This is a genomic window from Anaerolineales bacterium (assembly GCA_019637805.1).
Classification (GTDB): Bacteria; Chloroflexota; Anaerolineae; order Anaerolineales; family UBA11579; genus JAMCZK01.
The window spans coordinates 67,625-82,502 of the sequence record JAHBVB010000002.1 but is presented as its reverse complement, the minus strand read 5'-3'; the positions used below and the strand labels follow the sequence as shown (position 1 = coordinate 82,502).

General features: G+C 56.8%; 12 protein-coding genes. 6 read left to right on the top strand and 6 right to left on the bottom strand.

Annotated features, from left to right (window positions below):
- Nucleotides 1–20: 20 nt before the first annotated feature.
- On the bottom strand, nucleotides 21–395 hold the full coding sequence (locus tag KF885_06020; protein ID MBX3048709.1) for a PH domain-containing protein: 375 nt from the start codon (nucleotides 393–395) through the stop codon (nucleotides 21–23).
- Between the two features lie 84 nt (nucleotides 396–479).
- Here KF885_06020 and tsaD point away from each other — a divergent pair, with 84 nt between their 5' ends.
- Genes tsaD through KF885_06000 form a run of 4 tightly spaced genes read left to right on the top strand, consistent with a single transcriptional unit; the run spans nucleotide 480 to nucleotide 6,295 of the window.
- Nucleotides 480–1,556: a tRNA (adenosine(37)-N6)-threonylcarbamoyltransferase complex transferase subunit TsaD gene (tsaD, locus tag KF885_06015; protein MBX3048708.1), complete on the top strand. Its 1,077-nt coding sequence runs from the start codon at nucleotides 480–482 to the stop codon at nucleotides 1,554–1,556.
- A gap of 59 nt (nucleotides 1,557–1,615) precedes the next feature.
- Nucleotides 1,616–2,722 carry a DNA adenine methylase gene (locus tag KF885_06010; protein MBX3048707.1) on the top strand — a complete coding sequence of 369 codons (1,107 nt, stop codon included), beginning with the start codon at nucleotides 1,616–1,618 and terminating at the stop codon, nucleotides 2,720–2,722.
- Complete coding sequence (locus KF885_06005; protein ID MBX3048706.1) at nucleotides 2,719–5,250, top strand: protein kinase family protein; 2,532 nt, start codon at nucleotides 2,719–2,721, stop codon at nucleotides 5,248–5,250. The genes KF885_06010 and KF885_06005 overlap by 4 nt, the downstream gene beginning before the upstream one ends.
- Nucleotides 5,243–6,295 carry a hypothetical protein gene (locus tag KF885_06000; protein MBX3048705.1) on the top strand — a complete coding sequence of 351 codons (1,053 nt, stop codon included), beginning with the start codon at nucleotides 5,243–5,245 and terminating at the stop codon, nucleotides 6,293–6,295. The genes KF885_06005 and KF885_06000 overlap by 8 nt, the downstream gene beginning before the upstream one ends.
- A 464-nt stretch (nucleotides 6,296–6,759) precedes the next feature.
- Here the strand turns inward: KF885_06000 and KF885_05995 are convergent, their stop codons facing one another.
- The 4 genes from KF885_05995 to KF885_05980 all read right to left on the bottom strand — a co-directional run bounded on the left by KF885_05995 (nucleotide 6,760) and on the right by KF885_05980 (nucleotide 12,318).
- Nucleotides 6,760–7,380, bottom strand: a complete 621-nt coding sequence (locus KF885_05995; GenBank protein MBX3048704.1) for a threonylcarbamoyl-AMP synthase — start codon at nucleotides 7,378–7,380, stop codon at nucleotides 6,760–6,762.
- The gene (gene prmC / locus KF885_05990; protein MBX3048703.1) at nucleotides 7,377–8,219 is read right to left on the bottom strand and encodes a peptide chain release factor N(5)-glutamine methyltransferase; all 843 of its coding nucleotides are present in this window, start codon (nucleotides 8,217–8,219) and stop codon (nucleotides 7,377–7,379) included. The genes KF885_05995 and prmC overlap by 4 nt, the downstream gene beginning before the upstream one ends.
- A 117-nt stretch (nucleotides 8,220–8,336) precedes the next feature.
- On the bottom strand, nucleotides 8,337–9,395 hold the full coding sequence (prfA, locus tag KF885_05985) for a peptide chain release factor 1 (GenBank protein ID MBX3048702.1): 1,059 nt from the start codon (nucleotides 9,393–9,395) through the stop codon (nucleotides 8,337–8,339).
- A 355-nt stretch (nucleotides 9,396–9,750) separates the two neighbouring features.
- A complete protein-coding gene (locus KF885_05980; protein ID MBX3048701.1) occupies nucleotides 9,751–12,318 on the bottom strand; it encodes an SMC family ATPase in 2,568 nt (855 codons plus the stop codon).
- Nucleotides 12,319–12,413: 95 nt separating this feature from the next.
- Here KF885_05980 and KF885_05975 point away from each other — a divergent pair, with 95 nt between their 5' ends.
- Nucleotides 12,414–12,818, top strand: a complete 405-nt coding sequence (locus tag KF885_05975) for an OsmC family protein (protein ID MBX3048700.1) — start codon at nucleotides 12,414–12,416, stop codon at nucleotides 12,816–12,818.
- Here the strand turns inward: KF885_05975 and KF885_05970 are convergent.
- Nucleotides 12,815–14,368, bottom strand: a complete 1,554-nt coding sequence (locus KF885_05970; GenBank protein ID MBX3048699.1) for a LysM peptidoglycan-binding domain-containing protein — start codon at nucleotides 14,366–14,368, stop codon at nucleotides 12,815–12,817. The genes KF885_05975 and KF885_05970 overlap by 4 nt on opposite strands.
- Nucleotides 14,369–14,480: 112 nt before the next feature.
- Here KF885_05970 and KF885_05965 point away from each other — a divergent pair, with 112 nt between their 5' ends.
- A complete protein-coding gene (locus KF885_05965) occupies nucleotides 14,481–14,876 on the top strand; it encodes a hypothetical protein (protein MBX3048698.1) in 396 nt (131 codons plus the stop codon).
- The last annotated feature ends 2 nt before the right edge of the window (nucleotides 14,877–14,878 follow it).

The window sequence follows — 14,878 nt, the reverse complement described above, 5'->3', positions numbered from 1 at the left end:
TTTGAACGGCTGAGGCAAACTTACTTCTTGGTCACAAAATGGGCCAGTGTCTTTTGCAGGCCGATGATATTGATGCCTTTTTTGAGCTCTTTCTGGATAGGCTTGTCCATGCCTTTGATCCAGATCTTTAGCTCCGCATCCATATCAAAGGTGCCAGCGCTCTCCGTGGAAAAGTGCGTAATAGATGAGTATGGGATGGTGTGATACTCTGCTTTGCGTCCGGTTAGCCCTTGCTTATCGATCAGCAAGAGCCGCCGGTCTGTGAAAATAAAGATGTCTCGAATAACTCGAAAACCGATCTGAACTTCTTCATCGTCAAGCAGAATAGGGCCGAATTGATTCTTGACCTCCTCGGCACTTACTTCGGAAGCCAAGCCCAACAGTTTCCCCAACATAGTTCCCTCCAATAGCAAGAATGGACGAATTATAGTGGCAGCGACAATCGCTATGCGCCGCTTTTGCGCCGCTATAATCTCTGCATGGCGCGTCGCAAAAAGTTAGGCCCTGCCCGCATCTTGGGCATCGAAACCTCCTGCGACGAGACCGCCGCGGCGGTGGTGGAGAATGGCCGCCTGGCGCTCTCCAATGTGGTGGCCTCCCAAGCCCAGATGCACGCCAAATACGGCGGCGTGTTCCCTGAAGTGGCCTCGCGCCAGCACATCAAAGTCATCGACGCTGTGGTGGAAGAAGCGCTGGCCCAGGCACACCTGGAGCTGGGCGATGTGGACGCCATTGCAGTGACGCGCGGCCCCGGCCTGCCCGGCTCGCTGTTGGTGGGCTTGAACATGGCCAAGGGCCTGGCGCTGGGTTCCGGCCTGCCGCTGTACGGCATTAACCACCTGGAAGGTCATTTGTATTCAGCCTGGGTGCAGCTGGGCGAAGCGGCCGCCGAAGACCCCGGCCCGCAGTTCCCGCTGCTCGCCCTGATCGTCTCCGGCGGACACACCGAGCTGGTGCTGATGAAGGACCATTTGCACTACCAGCGCCTGGGCGGCACGTTGGACGACGCCGCCGGCGAAGCCTTCGACAAGGTGGCGCGGCTGATCGGCCTGGGCTACCCCGGCGGCCCGGCCATCCAGCAGGCGGCAGAGGGCGGCAACCCGGCGGCCTTCAAGCTGGCGCGGGCCTGGCTGCCGGACAGCTGGGATTTCTCGTTCAGCGGACTGAAGACCAATGTGCTGCACGTGGTGCGTGAGCTGACCATCGGGCAGGACCTGCAGATCGGCGAGGCGCGCCTGCCGAGTGGCGGGCAGGCCGCCGATTTGGCGGCCAGCTTCCAGCAGGCCGTGGTGGACGTGCTGGTGGGCAAGACCCTGCGCGCCGCCGAGGAGTTCGGCGCGGCTGAGATCCTGGTGGCCGGCGGGGTGAGCGCAAACGCCGCCCTAAGGGCGGCGTTTGGCGACAGCCCGCGGCCGGTGCACTTCCCCCCCATGCCGCTTTGCACAGACAACGCGGCGATGATCGCCGCGGCGGGCTACTTCCGCCATGAGATTAAAGGGCAGGCTGATGAATTGGATATAGATATTGAGCCTGGGTTGGGATTGGATAGTATGTAGCTTGTCAAATATAATAAATAATCACCTCAAGGGGTGGTCATCTTATGCATAATAGAAAATTGGACTATTTATTGCCATCCTGGAAGGGGAGCACTGTTGGCAAGGAATCAACTATCCACCAGCTTTCGCCATATTTGGGAAAAATGAAATCCCAAATGGCAAATAGCCTAATTACAACTTTCTCCAAACCAGGTGATTTCATCTGCGATCCTTTTTCTGGAAGCGGGACAGTTGCCTTTGAAGGCTGGGCTCTTGGAAGAAGAGTATTTGCTAACGATTTAAATCCATATGCAGTTTGCCTTACCCGAGCAAAGTTATCACCCCCGCGCAATCTCTCAGATGCTTTAACAGAGTTTGAAAACCTTCAAAACATAATTGCCGGAAGTGGAGAATCTATTGATCTAAGGACAGTACCTCGTTGGGTTAGACTGTTCTTTAACAATGAAACTTTAAGAGAAATCCTTGTTTGGAGGAAATTTTTACTCAACGAAAAATCATACTTTCTGCTCGCATGTCTTTTGGGCATTTTGCACCATCAAAGACCAGGATTTTTATCGTTTCCAAGCAGTCACGCAGTTCCCTATTTGCGTAACAAGAAATTCCCGATTCATGACTATCCTGAGCTATACACCTATAGAGATGTTTCGAGCAGACTTCGAAAGAAAATTGAAAGGGCGTTTCGAAGAGTCCCGAATCTGGACTACACGCTATCAAGAACAATTAGCAATGAAAAAGCCGAGCTTTTAAAATTAGAGGACAAGGTGGATTTGATATTAACTAGCCCTCCATATATGCGAAATCTTGATTATGCTCGTGACAATAGATTGCGTTTATGGATGCTTGGAATATCAGAATGGGAAGCTTTAGACCAGAGAGTCTCTCCAGATGAAAATGCATTTTTAAATGTTATCCAACTATGCTTCCAAAATTGGTCTGAGCAAGTTCGAGAAGGTGGCCATTGCATCTTAGTAGTCGGTAATATGGAAAGCAAGAATCACAAGAAACAACTGCCGGAGTTGATTGTTGACCTAGCGACAGCTCAAAATACTAAGTTTCAGTTAGCAGCGCTTTTTACCGAAGAAATACCTCAATCTCGAAGAATAAGAAGAAGCTACAAGGGTAGCATAGAAGAAACTATAATCATCTTCCGAAGGCGGGAACAATGAACACGGATAACTATATTGGCGTAACAGTCTATAACAATTACATGCTAACTGAAAAGATTGGATTTGGCAAAATTGGTGCGGTTTATAAAGCTGAACATACGAGTCGCGCCGAAGACATCGTAGCAATCAAAGTTATTCCGAACAAGCGGCTGAAAGAGGGATGGCAAAAAGAAATTGATAAAGTTGTAAAGCTCAAGGGCATAAAAAATGTGGTCCCTTATCACACTTATGGAAGTGGAGTGGATAAGGAAGACAATCCCTTCGTTTGGATTGCATGGGATTTGATACCTGGGGTGGATTTAAAAAGGTATCTATCGGATGCACGTTATCCAATAGATATGGCTTTCATCGAATTGTTGGCAATCACAATTTTACGTGTACTTTATTCCTGTAAAAAAGTCGGGGTAGTTCATGGTGATATCCACGAAGGTAATATTTTAATTTCATCCCCAGATGAAAGAGTGATTGGCAATCCTATTGAGATTTATCTAGCAGATTTCGGTTATGGTGGCCCAGAGGGAGATCAAGACGCCAGAGAGGATTTCCGACAACTATATACAATCCTAAAAAGGCTAACTGATCGGGTCAATCCTTCAGATCTTAGCCCACGCGATAAAAACATGTATTACAAATTTGAAGAATTTCTTAAAAACTTACATGAAACTAATCCCACTCAGGGGATAACAATCAGAAGTCCTGAACAACTAATTAGTCAACTCAATGAGTTTCAAAAAGTTGCTGAAGTGGAAGCGGCAATGGGTGGGACCGTTTCAGACTTTTCGACCGCTGGCGATTTCCCTTCCACAGAAATGCTGGGGCTTAGAGTCGAAGAGTGGAGGGCTTTATTTGTACCCGAATTCCTCTCCCCAGAAAAGCTACTGAAAAGAACTACAACTGTACTCACAGGAGCAAGGGGGTGTGGAAAGACAATGACTTTCCGAAGGTTAACAGCCTTTATGGACAAACTTGTTGATCAGCCATCTGGTGTAAAGGGCGCTGATACTTTTATAGGATTTTATTTGAACTGCCGCGAGTTGGTCGAACCTTATACCTGGATTCCGAAAGATCTTAATGAGGGAGCCCAGCAGCAATTGATTCATTTTTTTCATTTAGCATGGTTAAGTGAAATCACAAAAACCTTAGCGCTTTACAGCGAACAAGAGCCCCTTGATTTCTCTTGGTTCGACAAATACTTAGTTCTTCGATTCCAAGAAGAGTATTTTCGGTTGCCCGACGGCGGATTAACTATAAATAGAATTCGAGCGTTTCTAGACGAACAAAAAGAAAAAGTTCGACTCACTAAGCTCGGAAAACTTAAGGGATTAACACATTGGCAGTTGGCCCGGAGAGATTTTCTAGATGAAATACAAGAACTACTAGAAAAGAACATCCCCTGGATGCGCAGTAAACCTATGTATCTTTTTCTAGACGACTATACAGTTCCAATTGTTACACCAGGTATACAACGGATCTTAAATGACATTATCTTTGAGCGAAAAAGCAATGTGGTTTTTAAAGTCTCATCGGAATCGAACAGAAGCTTTGTTCGAACCACCTCTAAAGGAAAGCATTTGGAAGTGAATCACGACTTTGATTTGTTGGATCTCGCTTCCGAATGCCTACATCACAGTGAAGCAACCAGAGTTGCTTTTCTAGAGAGTGTGTTTAGGCCTAGAATTAAAAGACATAATCGTTTTCAAGGTGAAAACTATACGCTTCTCGACATTCTCGGTGGGTCAAAGAAATCGGGAAATGAACTAGCAACACTCATGCGAGAAAAATCGAAAAACAAAACAAAAAAAAGGATTTATTATCACGGTGCCGACACATTTGTGAATATGTGGTCTAGCGATATACGCATAATGATAAAAATACTGAATCTAATACTTACAGATGCAGAAGAAAAATTAAAAAACAAAGCGGGGAAGTTTGCTATGCCAATAAAAGCACATATTCAAGACGCAGTCTTTAGATCAATAGGTGGCGAATTACTGGAGTCAATAAGTTCAGCTCAAACGCCAGAGTATGATTTATCTCAATACAATAAAAAAGGAAATGCATCTTTGCCGATTAAGAGTAAGATGTCTTCCTCTCCTAAACCTGAGGAATACGGTGAAGCGTTAAAGAGCATAGTTGAGGCATTTACAGCAATTTCAAAGTATGAAATGTTAAAAGGGCATTTAGTCAAAAATGAGGAAGCCTTGGTTCCAAAGCAAGCATTTCGTTTAGAGATTATTGATAAACTTGAACTAGACAATCAGGCTAGGCAGCTTCTTGATGGATTGCTCAGACACCACCTATTTCTTCAAGATTGGCGAGGTAAAAGTGTGCGCGGTTTTATGACGCCAAGGATGTACTTAAATCGAGCACTTATCCCTTTTAGCAATTTAACTTTTTCATCCAGAGATAACATTCAACTAAAGAGTTCCCAGTTCCAGGACTTGTTGTTAAACCCCAAGAAGTTTGTTGAAGACTGGAAAAGGAAAAAAGGTCCTCCCCCTGGTCAATTGGAGTTATTTAATGATTGAAATTGAAAATTTACCAAGCGTGGAAAAAGCGTTTAGGGCTCAAGTCTCTCCTGGTCGCCTCTTTATCGCGGCTCACGGCTTCGAACCGCGTTCTTTAGGTTGGGCTGGGTTTCAGGAGAACAATAGCGGCATCCTGGACGATGCAAGGATTGTTTCCTATAAGAATCCGAAAGGGACAAATCTGGTTAAAGAACTTAATGCTCTATTGAGCAATCTGGGTAGTAGTAACTTCGCAATAAAAGAATTACCGTATGATACCAAAAGCCCCCATGAAGCGGAAGATATTATGCTAGAAGCTCTAGAGGATCAAAATGACTTTGTAGAAATAGTAGTTGATATATCAGCTATGACAAAGCTTTTAATCCTCGCTACCCTAAATGCATTACGCGGTTTTAAGGGGATTTTACGGCTCGCTTATACAACCCAAAAACCTTACCTGCCATCCCAAAGCGTTTATGAAAGATCAAAAAAGAATATGAAGCTGGTCTCCACATATCCAAGCCGCGGCGTCGGATCTATTGTAAGAGCACGCTTCTTGAGCAGTACCAAAATGCAGGGACAGCCTGTGACTCTTGTGGCATTTACCTCTTTCAACGAGCAGTTAATTCGACATATGCTTGGAACGATAACTCCTCATCGGCTAATCCTCGTAAATGGCATTCCTAATAACCATGAAGATAAGTGGCGGGAGTTAGCAATGCAAGAAATCAATCAAGGTCTGATAAAAGAATATCCGGCTGACAATGAGTTAGATAAAACAGGGAGACTAAAAAATAAAAGTAGCTTGATAGATTATAGAGACACAATAAAAGTGCTAGATAAATTACACAATAAACATGGTGTTTTTGAAAGAATCATCTGTGTTGCCAGTGGAAGCAAAATGCAAACGGTCGGCCTCTTTTTTGCAAAACAAATGCATCCAGATATTCACATAGAATATCCCACGCCAAATAGCTACCTTGTTGATAGGGAACATAGTCAGAGAGGGGAAGTATATGAAGTTGTATTCAATAATTTTGCAGAGCTAATTTCTAAAACACAGTAACAACTTATTTAACCTATTTGCACTTAGGAATCCAAATTCCTTTTTCATGATTTGCCTCAAACCGCACCTAGCAGGCTTTTGCGTTACAGCACAGCGCTTGCGGTCCCCCCATGAATTCCTTAAATCAAACGGCTCCTGGCAGGCTTGTGGTGCTACGCACCACTAAAAGAAGCTGCGTTGCTGGCGCAACGACGCTTCTCTACAACTTCTCCCTTAAACCCAAAGGAGCGTTTGGCTGGCTGGACAAACGCTCCTTTGGTGTGAGGAGGAGATCTCAATTGCCTGTATCTTAGCCCGGCAAGCTAAGGAAGGGCTAAGTACAGGGTTAGGCTTGGATTAATAGACGTGCGGTTCGGGGATTCCTTACCTAAAAGCACTTCAATGTTAGACGTGGGATCCTTCGGCTGCGCCTCAGGATGAAGGGCAATACTTGCGTGGCCAGCAAGCCGCCCTTACCGGGTCGCCTATTCTTCCAGCGCCGCCAGGATCTGGGCTTCGCTGATCGGGCCGGGGCGCAGCAGGCGCGGGACCGGGCCGCTCAGGTCGATGACAGTGGAAGGCTGCTCGCCCGGCGTACGGCCGCCGTCCAGCAGCAGCTCAATGCGGCCGGCCAGCTGGGCCAGGACGGCCTGCGCGTCCAGGGTGTTGGCGCCGCCAGAGAGGTTGGCGGAGGTGACTGCCAACGGGCCGGCGGCGGCCAGCAGGGCCAGGGCGACCGGATGGTCCGGGACGCGCAGGCCGATGGTGTCGTCCGGCGAGAGCGCGGCGGGCAGTTCCGGCCGGCGCGGCAGCACCAGGGTCAGCGGGCCGGGCCAGAAGCGGGCCGCCAGCCTCTGCGCCGCCGGGCTGGCCTCGGCGGCCACACGCGGCAAGTCGGCCGGGCCGGCCAGAAGCAGCGCGATGGCTTTGGTCTGGGCGCGGTCTTTGACGGCGTAGAGGCGCTCGATGCCGGCGGGGTCAAAGGCGCGGGCGGCCAGGCCGTAGACGGTATCGGTGGGGAAAGCCACCAAACCGCCGGCGGCCAGGGTTTGCAGCGCTGCCGGGATAGCGGCCGGGTCGGCCGCGTCCATGCGCCGGGTGTTCATGTACCCACCACCAGCAGGCGCGGCCGGCCGGCCAGGTCGGGGCGTACTTCGACCGCCGCGGCGGGCCACAGGCCGGCGGCCAGGGCCAATACGGCGGCTTCCAGGCTGGCGTCGATCTCGGCCAGCAGCAGGCCGCCGGGCAGCAGGCGCGCCCGCGCTTGCTGCAGAAAAGGCTCGATCAGGCGCAGGCCGTCCGGCCCGCCGCCCAGGGCCAGGGCCGGCTCCCAACGGCTGACGGCCAGCTGCGGCAGGCGCGCTTCGGGGATGTAAGGCAAATTGGCGGTGATCAGGTCATAGGGGCCGGGCAGCGCCGCCATCAGGTCGCTGGCGATGCAGTGCAGGCGCCCGCCCAGGCCGTGCCGGGCGACGTTGGCGGCTGCCACGGCCAGCGCTTCGGGCGAGATGTCGCCGGCCCACACCTGCAGGTCTGGGCAATGAACCGCCAGGGCCACCGGGATGCAGGCCGAGCCGGTGCCGACATCGGCGGCGGCCCGCCGGCCGGGGTGGTCTGCCAGCCAAGCCAGAGCCGCTTCCACCAGCAGCTCGGTCTCCGGCCGCGGGATCAGCACGGCGGGCGAGACCTGCAGCATGAGGCCGTAGAACTCCCACTGGCCGAGCAGATAGGGCAGCGGCTCGCCCGCTGCCAGGCGCGGCAGGCCGGCGGCGTGGGCGGCCTGGGCCGCTGCGCTCAGCTCGGCTTCCGGGTGCGCCAGCAGCCAGCTGCGCGGCTGGCGCAGCACATGGGCCAGCCACACTTCGGCGTCGAGGGCCGCGCTATCGCTGGCTGCAGCCAGACGCTCCCGGCTTTCTTTTAGGGCGGCGGAGACGGTCAGGGGCATGGGGGATAGTTTAACGCTTGGGGCGTGATGCACGCTGGTGGTTTGCATGCGCTCAGGAATAGGGGAGATGCCAGTTATAGGGCGAGCTGCCCCATCTTCACAGATCTTTATACGGAATCAGGCCACGCTGGCCAGGCGCTCGGCCTCGTCCTGGGTAGCCAATTCGTCGAGCATGTCATCCAGGTCGCCGTCCAATTGGGCGAAGAGGTTGTGCGAGCTGTAACCGATGCGATGGTCGGTCAGGCGCGACTGCGGGAAGTTGTAGGTGCGCACCTTCTCCGAGCGCGCCCCGCTGCCCACCTGCAGGCGGCGGGTCGAGTCCATCTCGGAGCGGCGTTTCTCTTCTTCCATCTCGTAGAGGCGGGCACGCAAGATCGACATGGCCCGCAAGCGGTTCTGCAACTGTGAACGCTCGTCCTGGCACTGCACCACGATGCCGGTGGGCAGGTGGGTGAGGCGCACGGCGGTGGAGTTCTTCTGCACGTTCTGGCCGCCAGCGCCCTGCGAGCGGTAGACGTCCATCTTGACGTCGCCCTCGGGGATGTTGATCTCAACCTCGTCCACTTCGGCCAGCACGGCCACGGTGGCGGTGGAGGTGTGGATGCGGCCCTGGGCCTCGGTGCTGGGCACGCGCTGCACGCGGTGCACGCCGGATTCGAACTTGAGGCGCGAGAAGGCGCCGCGGCCCTTGATCAGCAGGTTGGCTTCTTTCAGGCCCCCCACCCCGGTATCCGAAAGGCTGAGGATCTCGGTCTTCCACCCCCGGCGCTCGGCGTAGCGGCTGTACATGCGCAGCAGGTCGGCGGCGAACAGGCCAGCCTCATCGCCGCCGGTGCCGGCGCGGATCTCCATGATGACGTTGCGGCCGTCGCGCGGGTCTTTGGGCAGCAGCATGGACTTGAGCTCGTTTTCCAGCTGCGGCACCTGGTCTTCCAGTTCGGCCAGCTCGGCGGCGGCCAGCTCGGCCAGCTCGGCGTCGTCGCCGTCCACCATCTCCTGCGATTCGTCACGCCGGCGCAGGGCCTCGCGGTAGGCGCGCATCTTGGCGATCAGCGGCTCGAGCTCGGAGCGCTCCTTGGACAGCTCGACCACCCGCTGGTAATCCTCAGCGGGCTGGGCCAGTTCACGTTCAATTTCCTGGTAGCGGGCTTCAATGCCCGCGATTTTGTCTAGCATAGAAATACTCTGTCTCGGTTCTTGGGATAAGCCCAAGGATTATAGCATTCGGAGCTTACACAGCATACGTAGTATCGTGTGTTTCTGAGCGGGCTTGCAGCTAGGCTGCAAGTCCCGCGAAGAACCAGTATGCTAATCAGTCATTATGATTCTTTAACCAACGCATCAAAAGCTCTTCGCTTCGCTCAGAGCGACACAGTTGGTTGTGTTGACCCCTAAGCAAGCTGGGGTGCAATCCAAGACTTATGGAATCCTTCGGCTTCAGAGCGACACAGATGGTTGTGTTGACCCCCTAAGCAAGCTGGGGTGCAATCCAAGACTTATGGAATCCTTCGGCTTCAGAGCGACACAGTAGTTAGATTACGTGCAGGGTAGAACCTTCCGGGCCTTTTTCGACTTCAATGCGGTTGGGGAAGGCATCTTTGAGGGCGTCGATGTGGGTGATGACCAGGATCTTGGCGAAGTCCTGGCGCACCTGGCTGATGGCTTCCACCAGGCGCTGGCGGCCGGGCTCGTCCTGGCTGCCGAAGCCTTCGTCGATCACCAGGGTCTGCAGGCGGGCGCCGGCGCGCTGGGCCAGCACTTCGGAGAGCGCCAGGCGGATGGCGAAGTTGATGCGGAAGGCTTCGCCGCCGGAGAACATCTCGTATTCGCGCTCGCCGGCCCGATCGCTGATCTGGATGTCCAGCGTTTCGCGCAGGTCCTCGCGTTTGCTGTCCTTGTACTTTTGCTGGGTGACGAAGCGGATGTTCATCGTGCCGGCGCTCAGGCGTTCCAGCAGTTCATTGGCCTTGCTCTCGATCTGCGGCAAGGCCTGTTCGATCAGCATGGCGGGCACGCCGTCTTTGCCGAAGGCGCGCTCCAGCGTCTGGAACTGGGCTACCTGCCCGGCCAGCGCTTCGCGCTCGGCCAGGTATTCCGTGCGGCGGGCGCGCAGGGTGTCCAGCACATCCACCTCCTGCTGGGCGGCGCCCAGGGCGGTGCGGGCCTGGTTCTCACGCTGCTGGCTCTCCAGGATCGCCTTTTCCATCGCATCCACATCAGGCAGATCGGCGGTCAGCGGGGCCAGGGCTTCCAGCGCCTGCTGGTGGGCCGGCTGCTGGGCGGCGCGTTCCTTCTCCAGGGCGGTCTGCTGTTTCAGCAGGTCCTTGATCTCGCGCTCCAGCGGCTTGGAGGCAGCCCTGGCTTGCTCCAGGGCGCGCATGCGCTGCTCCACCGGGCGGGCCTCCAGCTCCTGCCCCCGGGCCGCATCGTGGGCGGCGGCGTCATAGCCGGTCTGCTTCAGCTCCGCATCCACCGCGGCCAGGGCGGCGCGCGCCTCAGCGGCGAAGCTGCCCTGCTGCAGGGCGGCTTCGATCTCGGCCAGGCGCGGGGCGCGCTGCTCGACCCAGGCGGCTTCCACGCGGGCGATCTCGGCCAGGCGCGTGTTCAGCTCCGCCAGGCGGATGGTCTTGCCGGAAAGCACGTCGTCCAGCTGGGCCAACTGGGCCAGGTCGTTCTCCAATTTGGTCACGCGTTGAGCGACCTGTTGGCGCTCCTGGCTGTTGGCCCGGTAGCGATCGCCCATCTGCTTGCCTTCCACGGTCAGTTCGGCGATGACCGACAGGCGGTGCTCCTCGGTCAGCGGCTGGCCGCAGGTGGGGCAGGCCGCCGAACCCTCAGCCTTTTCCATCTGGTCGATCTTGGCCCTGAGGCTGACCATCTCATCGCGCAACATCGGGTTTTCGGTCTCAACCTTGGTTTGCAGGGCGCGCTGCTGCTTCAGCTGCGCGTCCCAGTCGCTCTGCTTGGCAAACTGCGCCTGCATGCGGGTCACTTCGGCTTCGACGGTCTTCTTTTCGGCCTCCAGCTCCGGCTGGGTGGCCAACAACTGCTGCAGGTTGGCTTCGTCTTTGCGCAGGTTCTCCAGCTCGGTCTCCAGGCGGGCCTGCTCGGTTTCGATCTGGCGCAGGGGCGCGTTGCGGCGGCTCTCCTGTTCGCGGAACTGGGCCGCAACCTGGTCCAGACGGGCGATCTGCTCGCGGGCGGCCTGCCATTGCTTGTAGCCCGCCTCGATCTCTTTGGCCTCGGCCAGCAGGGCGGCGTACTCGGCCTGCTCAGCCTGGCGCTCCTGCAAGCGGACCTGGTTCTCTTCCAGCTGAGTTTGCAGGCGCAGCAGCTGCTCTTCCAGCGTGGCCACCAGGGCGCGCTGCTGTTTGACCGCCGTGGTGCGAATGCGCAGGCCATCCATCACGGCTTCCTGGGCCAGGCGCGCTTCGTTGAGCGCCTTGACTTGTTCCTGCAGCTCTTTCAGGCGCGCTTTGCGCTGGGGTTCCTGGTCCAGCTCCTGGTTGATCTCCTGCAGGCGGCCTTGCAGCACGCTGATCTGGTTCTCCACCACTTTGCGGCGCTCCCCCGTGCGCAGGCGGTAGGTCTCCCAAATTTCCAGGCCGAGCACATTGCCCAGGATGCGTTTGCGTTCCGCCGGGCGCTGCTGGGTGAACTGATCTGCGGCGCCCTGCAAGAAGAACGAGGCGTTCACGAAGGTTTCGTAGTCCAGGCGCAGGGTGTCATAAATGCGCGCTTCGGTGTCGCGCAGCGTGCGCTCGGTGAGCGCCTTCCATTTGTCTTCGCCGGTCTGGATCTGGAACTCCAGCAGGGTGGGCTTGTCACGCTGGGCGATGCGCTGCACGCGATAGACGTTGCCTTCGTAGCCAAAGGTCAGGGTCACCTCGGCGGCCTTGACCTCACGGTGGGTGTTGATCAGCGCATCGCCGCGGGCGCGCGCCTGGCCGAACAGGGCGAAGGTCATGGCGTCCAGCAGGGCAGATTTTCCGGCCCCGTTGGGGCCGGAAATGCAGGCCAGGTCGAACTGGGTGAAATCCAGTTCGACCGGTTTGCGATAGGAGAGAAAGCCGGCGATGGCGAGACGAATTGGGATCATGTGGGCCTACGCGCACGATTGTAACGGGGAAATTTTTGGCGGCGAACCCCAGCCCCGGGCGGCGGACTATAATCGCGCCATCTCTGGAGGTGTGCATGCAAGTTGCAGTGGATTGGAAGAACAGCCTGGGCTTTAGCGCCCTGGGGCCGAGCGGGCTGCCCGTGGAGCTGAGCGGCAACGCCGACAACCCGGGCCTTTCGCCGATGGAGCTGATGGCTTTTGCGTTGGCGGGCTGCACCGGCATGGACGTGATCTCGATCCTGCAAAAGAAGCGCCAGCCCGTACAGGCTTTTCAGGTACGGGTCAACACCGAGCGGCGCGAAGAATACCCCAAGGTGTGGACGCATGTGCTGGTGGAATACATCGTCAGCGGGGAGGGAGTGGAAGCTGCGGCCGTGGAACGCGCCATCGAACTTTCCACGCAGAAATATTGCCCGGCCTACAACATGCTGAAGCACGCCGTGCAGATAGACAGCCGGTTCGAGATTCGCCCAGCCTAGTTGCTGGGCGTTTCTTCTGCCTCTTGCAGGGCCGGGGTGGGCAAGGCCACCGCAGGGGCCTGCGAGAGGATGGCGCTGGCAGCGTCGGAGCAGGTGCAGGCGCGCACCTGGTAACCCAGGCGGGTGAGCAAGCCTGCGTAGGCGGCATTGCCCTCCACCGGCACCCAGCCTTCCATCACAAAGGGCAGCGCGCCGGCCGCATCGATCCATTCGCCGTTGTACTTGCGGGCCACGTGCACGTGCGTGCCGGTAGACGAGCCGCCCTCACAGGAGGGATGCCCCAGCGGCTGGCCGGCCTGCACCTGCGTGCCCAGGGCCACCTTTTGGTCATCCTGCAAATGCAAATAGAAGAGCACCCAGCCGGTGCGTTCATCATCGTCGCCGTCCAGGTCCAGCACGACGATGCCTTCACCGGTGCGCACCACCTTGCCCGCCGCCATGGCGGTGGACCACTGGCGGCTGGGCGTGCAGCCGCGCTGCTCGCCCGGGGCAAAGTCCAGCGCGGCGTAGGGCTGGGCCTGGCCCCAGGCGGTGTGCGGGCCGCCGGTATAGGCCCAGGCCTGCCCAGGCGGGAACGGCAGGCGCAGCTCCGGCTGGGTCAAACTGCCGGGCAGATGCGGCTGGTCGGCCGCCCAGGGGTCGCCGAACAATCCGGCAAAGGTCTGGGCCAGGCCTTCCGGCCCAATCGCGGCCTGGAAGCCGGAGACATCTTCGGTGCGATTGAAGAAGACCTGCAGGGAGACGCTGGCCGCGTTTTGCCAGGGGTCCGGCCGGTAGATCAGGCCGTCAGAACGTTCAAACTCGATCAGCTTGCCATTGCGCCACTGGTAATAGCCATCGTTGAGCTGGTTGGCCGCCCAAACCAACTGGAGGTAGACGCCACGATGGCGGAAGACCTCGTAGCCCATGGGGTAGTTGGTCACGTCCGTGTCCGGTACAGGGGCGCTCAGCGCACCGGATTGGTATTCCAGCAAGGCCAGCAACAGGCGCGGGCTGACGCTGAAGTTGAGCGCCACCAGGTCGACCAAACCAGCCCCAGTGCGGATGCTGCCAGAAGCGTATTCGCGGTAGTTGCGCAGCCAGCCGGGGTGGGTATCGACAAAGGCCTGGGTATCAAAGCCGAGCACGGCCGGGCCGTTGATGAACTGGCTGTCCGGGATGATGGGGTAAGCAGAACCCCAATAGGCGCGGTAATAGATGGGGATCTTGAGCGGCAAACCGGGCGGCAAGGTGGTGGTGTTGTCCGGGATGACCGGATTGGCGGCGCGGATCTCGCGGGCGGTGGTGTTGAAGCGCACGGCGAGGGCCAGCAGCGTATCGCCGTTCTGGACGACATAGTCCACCAGTTGGCCCGGCTGATAGGCCGGCCGGGTGGGCAGCGGGGTGGAGGTGGGCAGCTGGGTTTCCGCCAGACTGGGGGTGAGGCTGGGAGTGACCCCCGGGCTGGGGATTGTGTCTTGCGGGCCGGGCGGGGGTTGGGCGCAAGCCGCCAAGAAGATGGCCAGGCAGGCCAAGGCGGCCAGCCGCGCCGAGATACTGCGAATCTGCATGTCGAGATTATACGGAGAGAAGCGGGCAGCGCCATAGTTGGCCGCTTCTCTTAGACAGCACTAAAGCGCGTTCTGGTACACTGTTTTCATTCTACTGAAAAGGTCTAATCTCGTGAATCGCACATTTTTCTTTCTCATTGCTCTTGCCCTTATCGCCCTGCTGCTGGGCGCCTGCAGCAGCCAAGCGGCCGGCTCACCCGAGGCGGTTGTGGAGCAATACCTGAACGCGCTGGTGGCCGGAGACAACGTCGCTGCAGTCAACCTGTCTTGCGCGGCCTGGGAAGCCAACGCCAACGCAGAAGGCGCCGCCTTTGAAGGCGTGGAAGTCAGCCTGAGCGGGGCGGCTTGCAACGTAGTGACACAAGACGGCTCCAACGCCACGGTAGCCTGCCAGGGCGAGATCCTGTTCAGCTATGCGGGCGGCGAGACCGAATCGATCGACCTGAGCCTGCGCAGCTATCTCGCCAGTCAAGAGGGCGGCGAGTGGCGCATGTGCGGCTACCAGTAACA

Coding starts and splice junctions, on each gene's coding strand:
- KF885_06020 (MBX3048709.1), bottom strand. CDS start 395: ATGTTGGGGAAACTGTTGGGCTTGGCTTCCGAAGTAAGTGCCGAGGAG.
- tsaD (MBX3048708.1), top strand. CDS start 480: ATGGCGCGTCGCAAAAAGTTAGGCCCTGCCCGCATCTTGGGCATCGAA.
- KF885_06005 (MBX3048706.1), top strand. CDS start 2,719: ATGAACACGGATAACTATATTGGCGTAACAGTCTATAACAATTACATG.
- KF885_06000 (MBX3048705.1), top strand. CDS start 5,243: ATGATTGAAATTGAAAATTTACCAAGCGTGGAAAAAGCGTTTAGGGCT.
- KF885_05995 (MBX3048704.1), bottom strand. CDS start 7,380: ATGAACACCCGGCGCATGGACGCGGCCGACCCGGCCGCTATCCCGGCA.
- prmC (MBX3048703.1), bottom strand. CDS start 8,219: ATGCCCCTGACCGTCTCCGCCGCCCTAAAAGAAAGCCGGGAGCGTCTG.
- prfA (MBX3048702.1), bottom strand. CDS start 9,395: ATGCTAGACAAAATCGCGGGCATTGAAGCCCGCTACCAGGAAATTGAA.
- KF885_05980 (MBX3048701.1), bottom strand. CDS start 12,318: ATGATCCCAATTCGTCTCGCCATCGCCGGCTTTCTCTCCTATCGCAAA.
- KF885_05975 (MBX3048700.1), top strand. CDS start 12,414: ATGCAAGTTGCAGTGGATTGGAAGAACAGCCTGGGCTTTAGCGCCCTG.
- KF885_05970 (MBX3048699.1), bottom strand. CDS start 14,368: ATGCAGATTCGCAGTATCTCGGCGCGGCTGGCCGCCTTGGCCTGCCTG.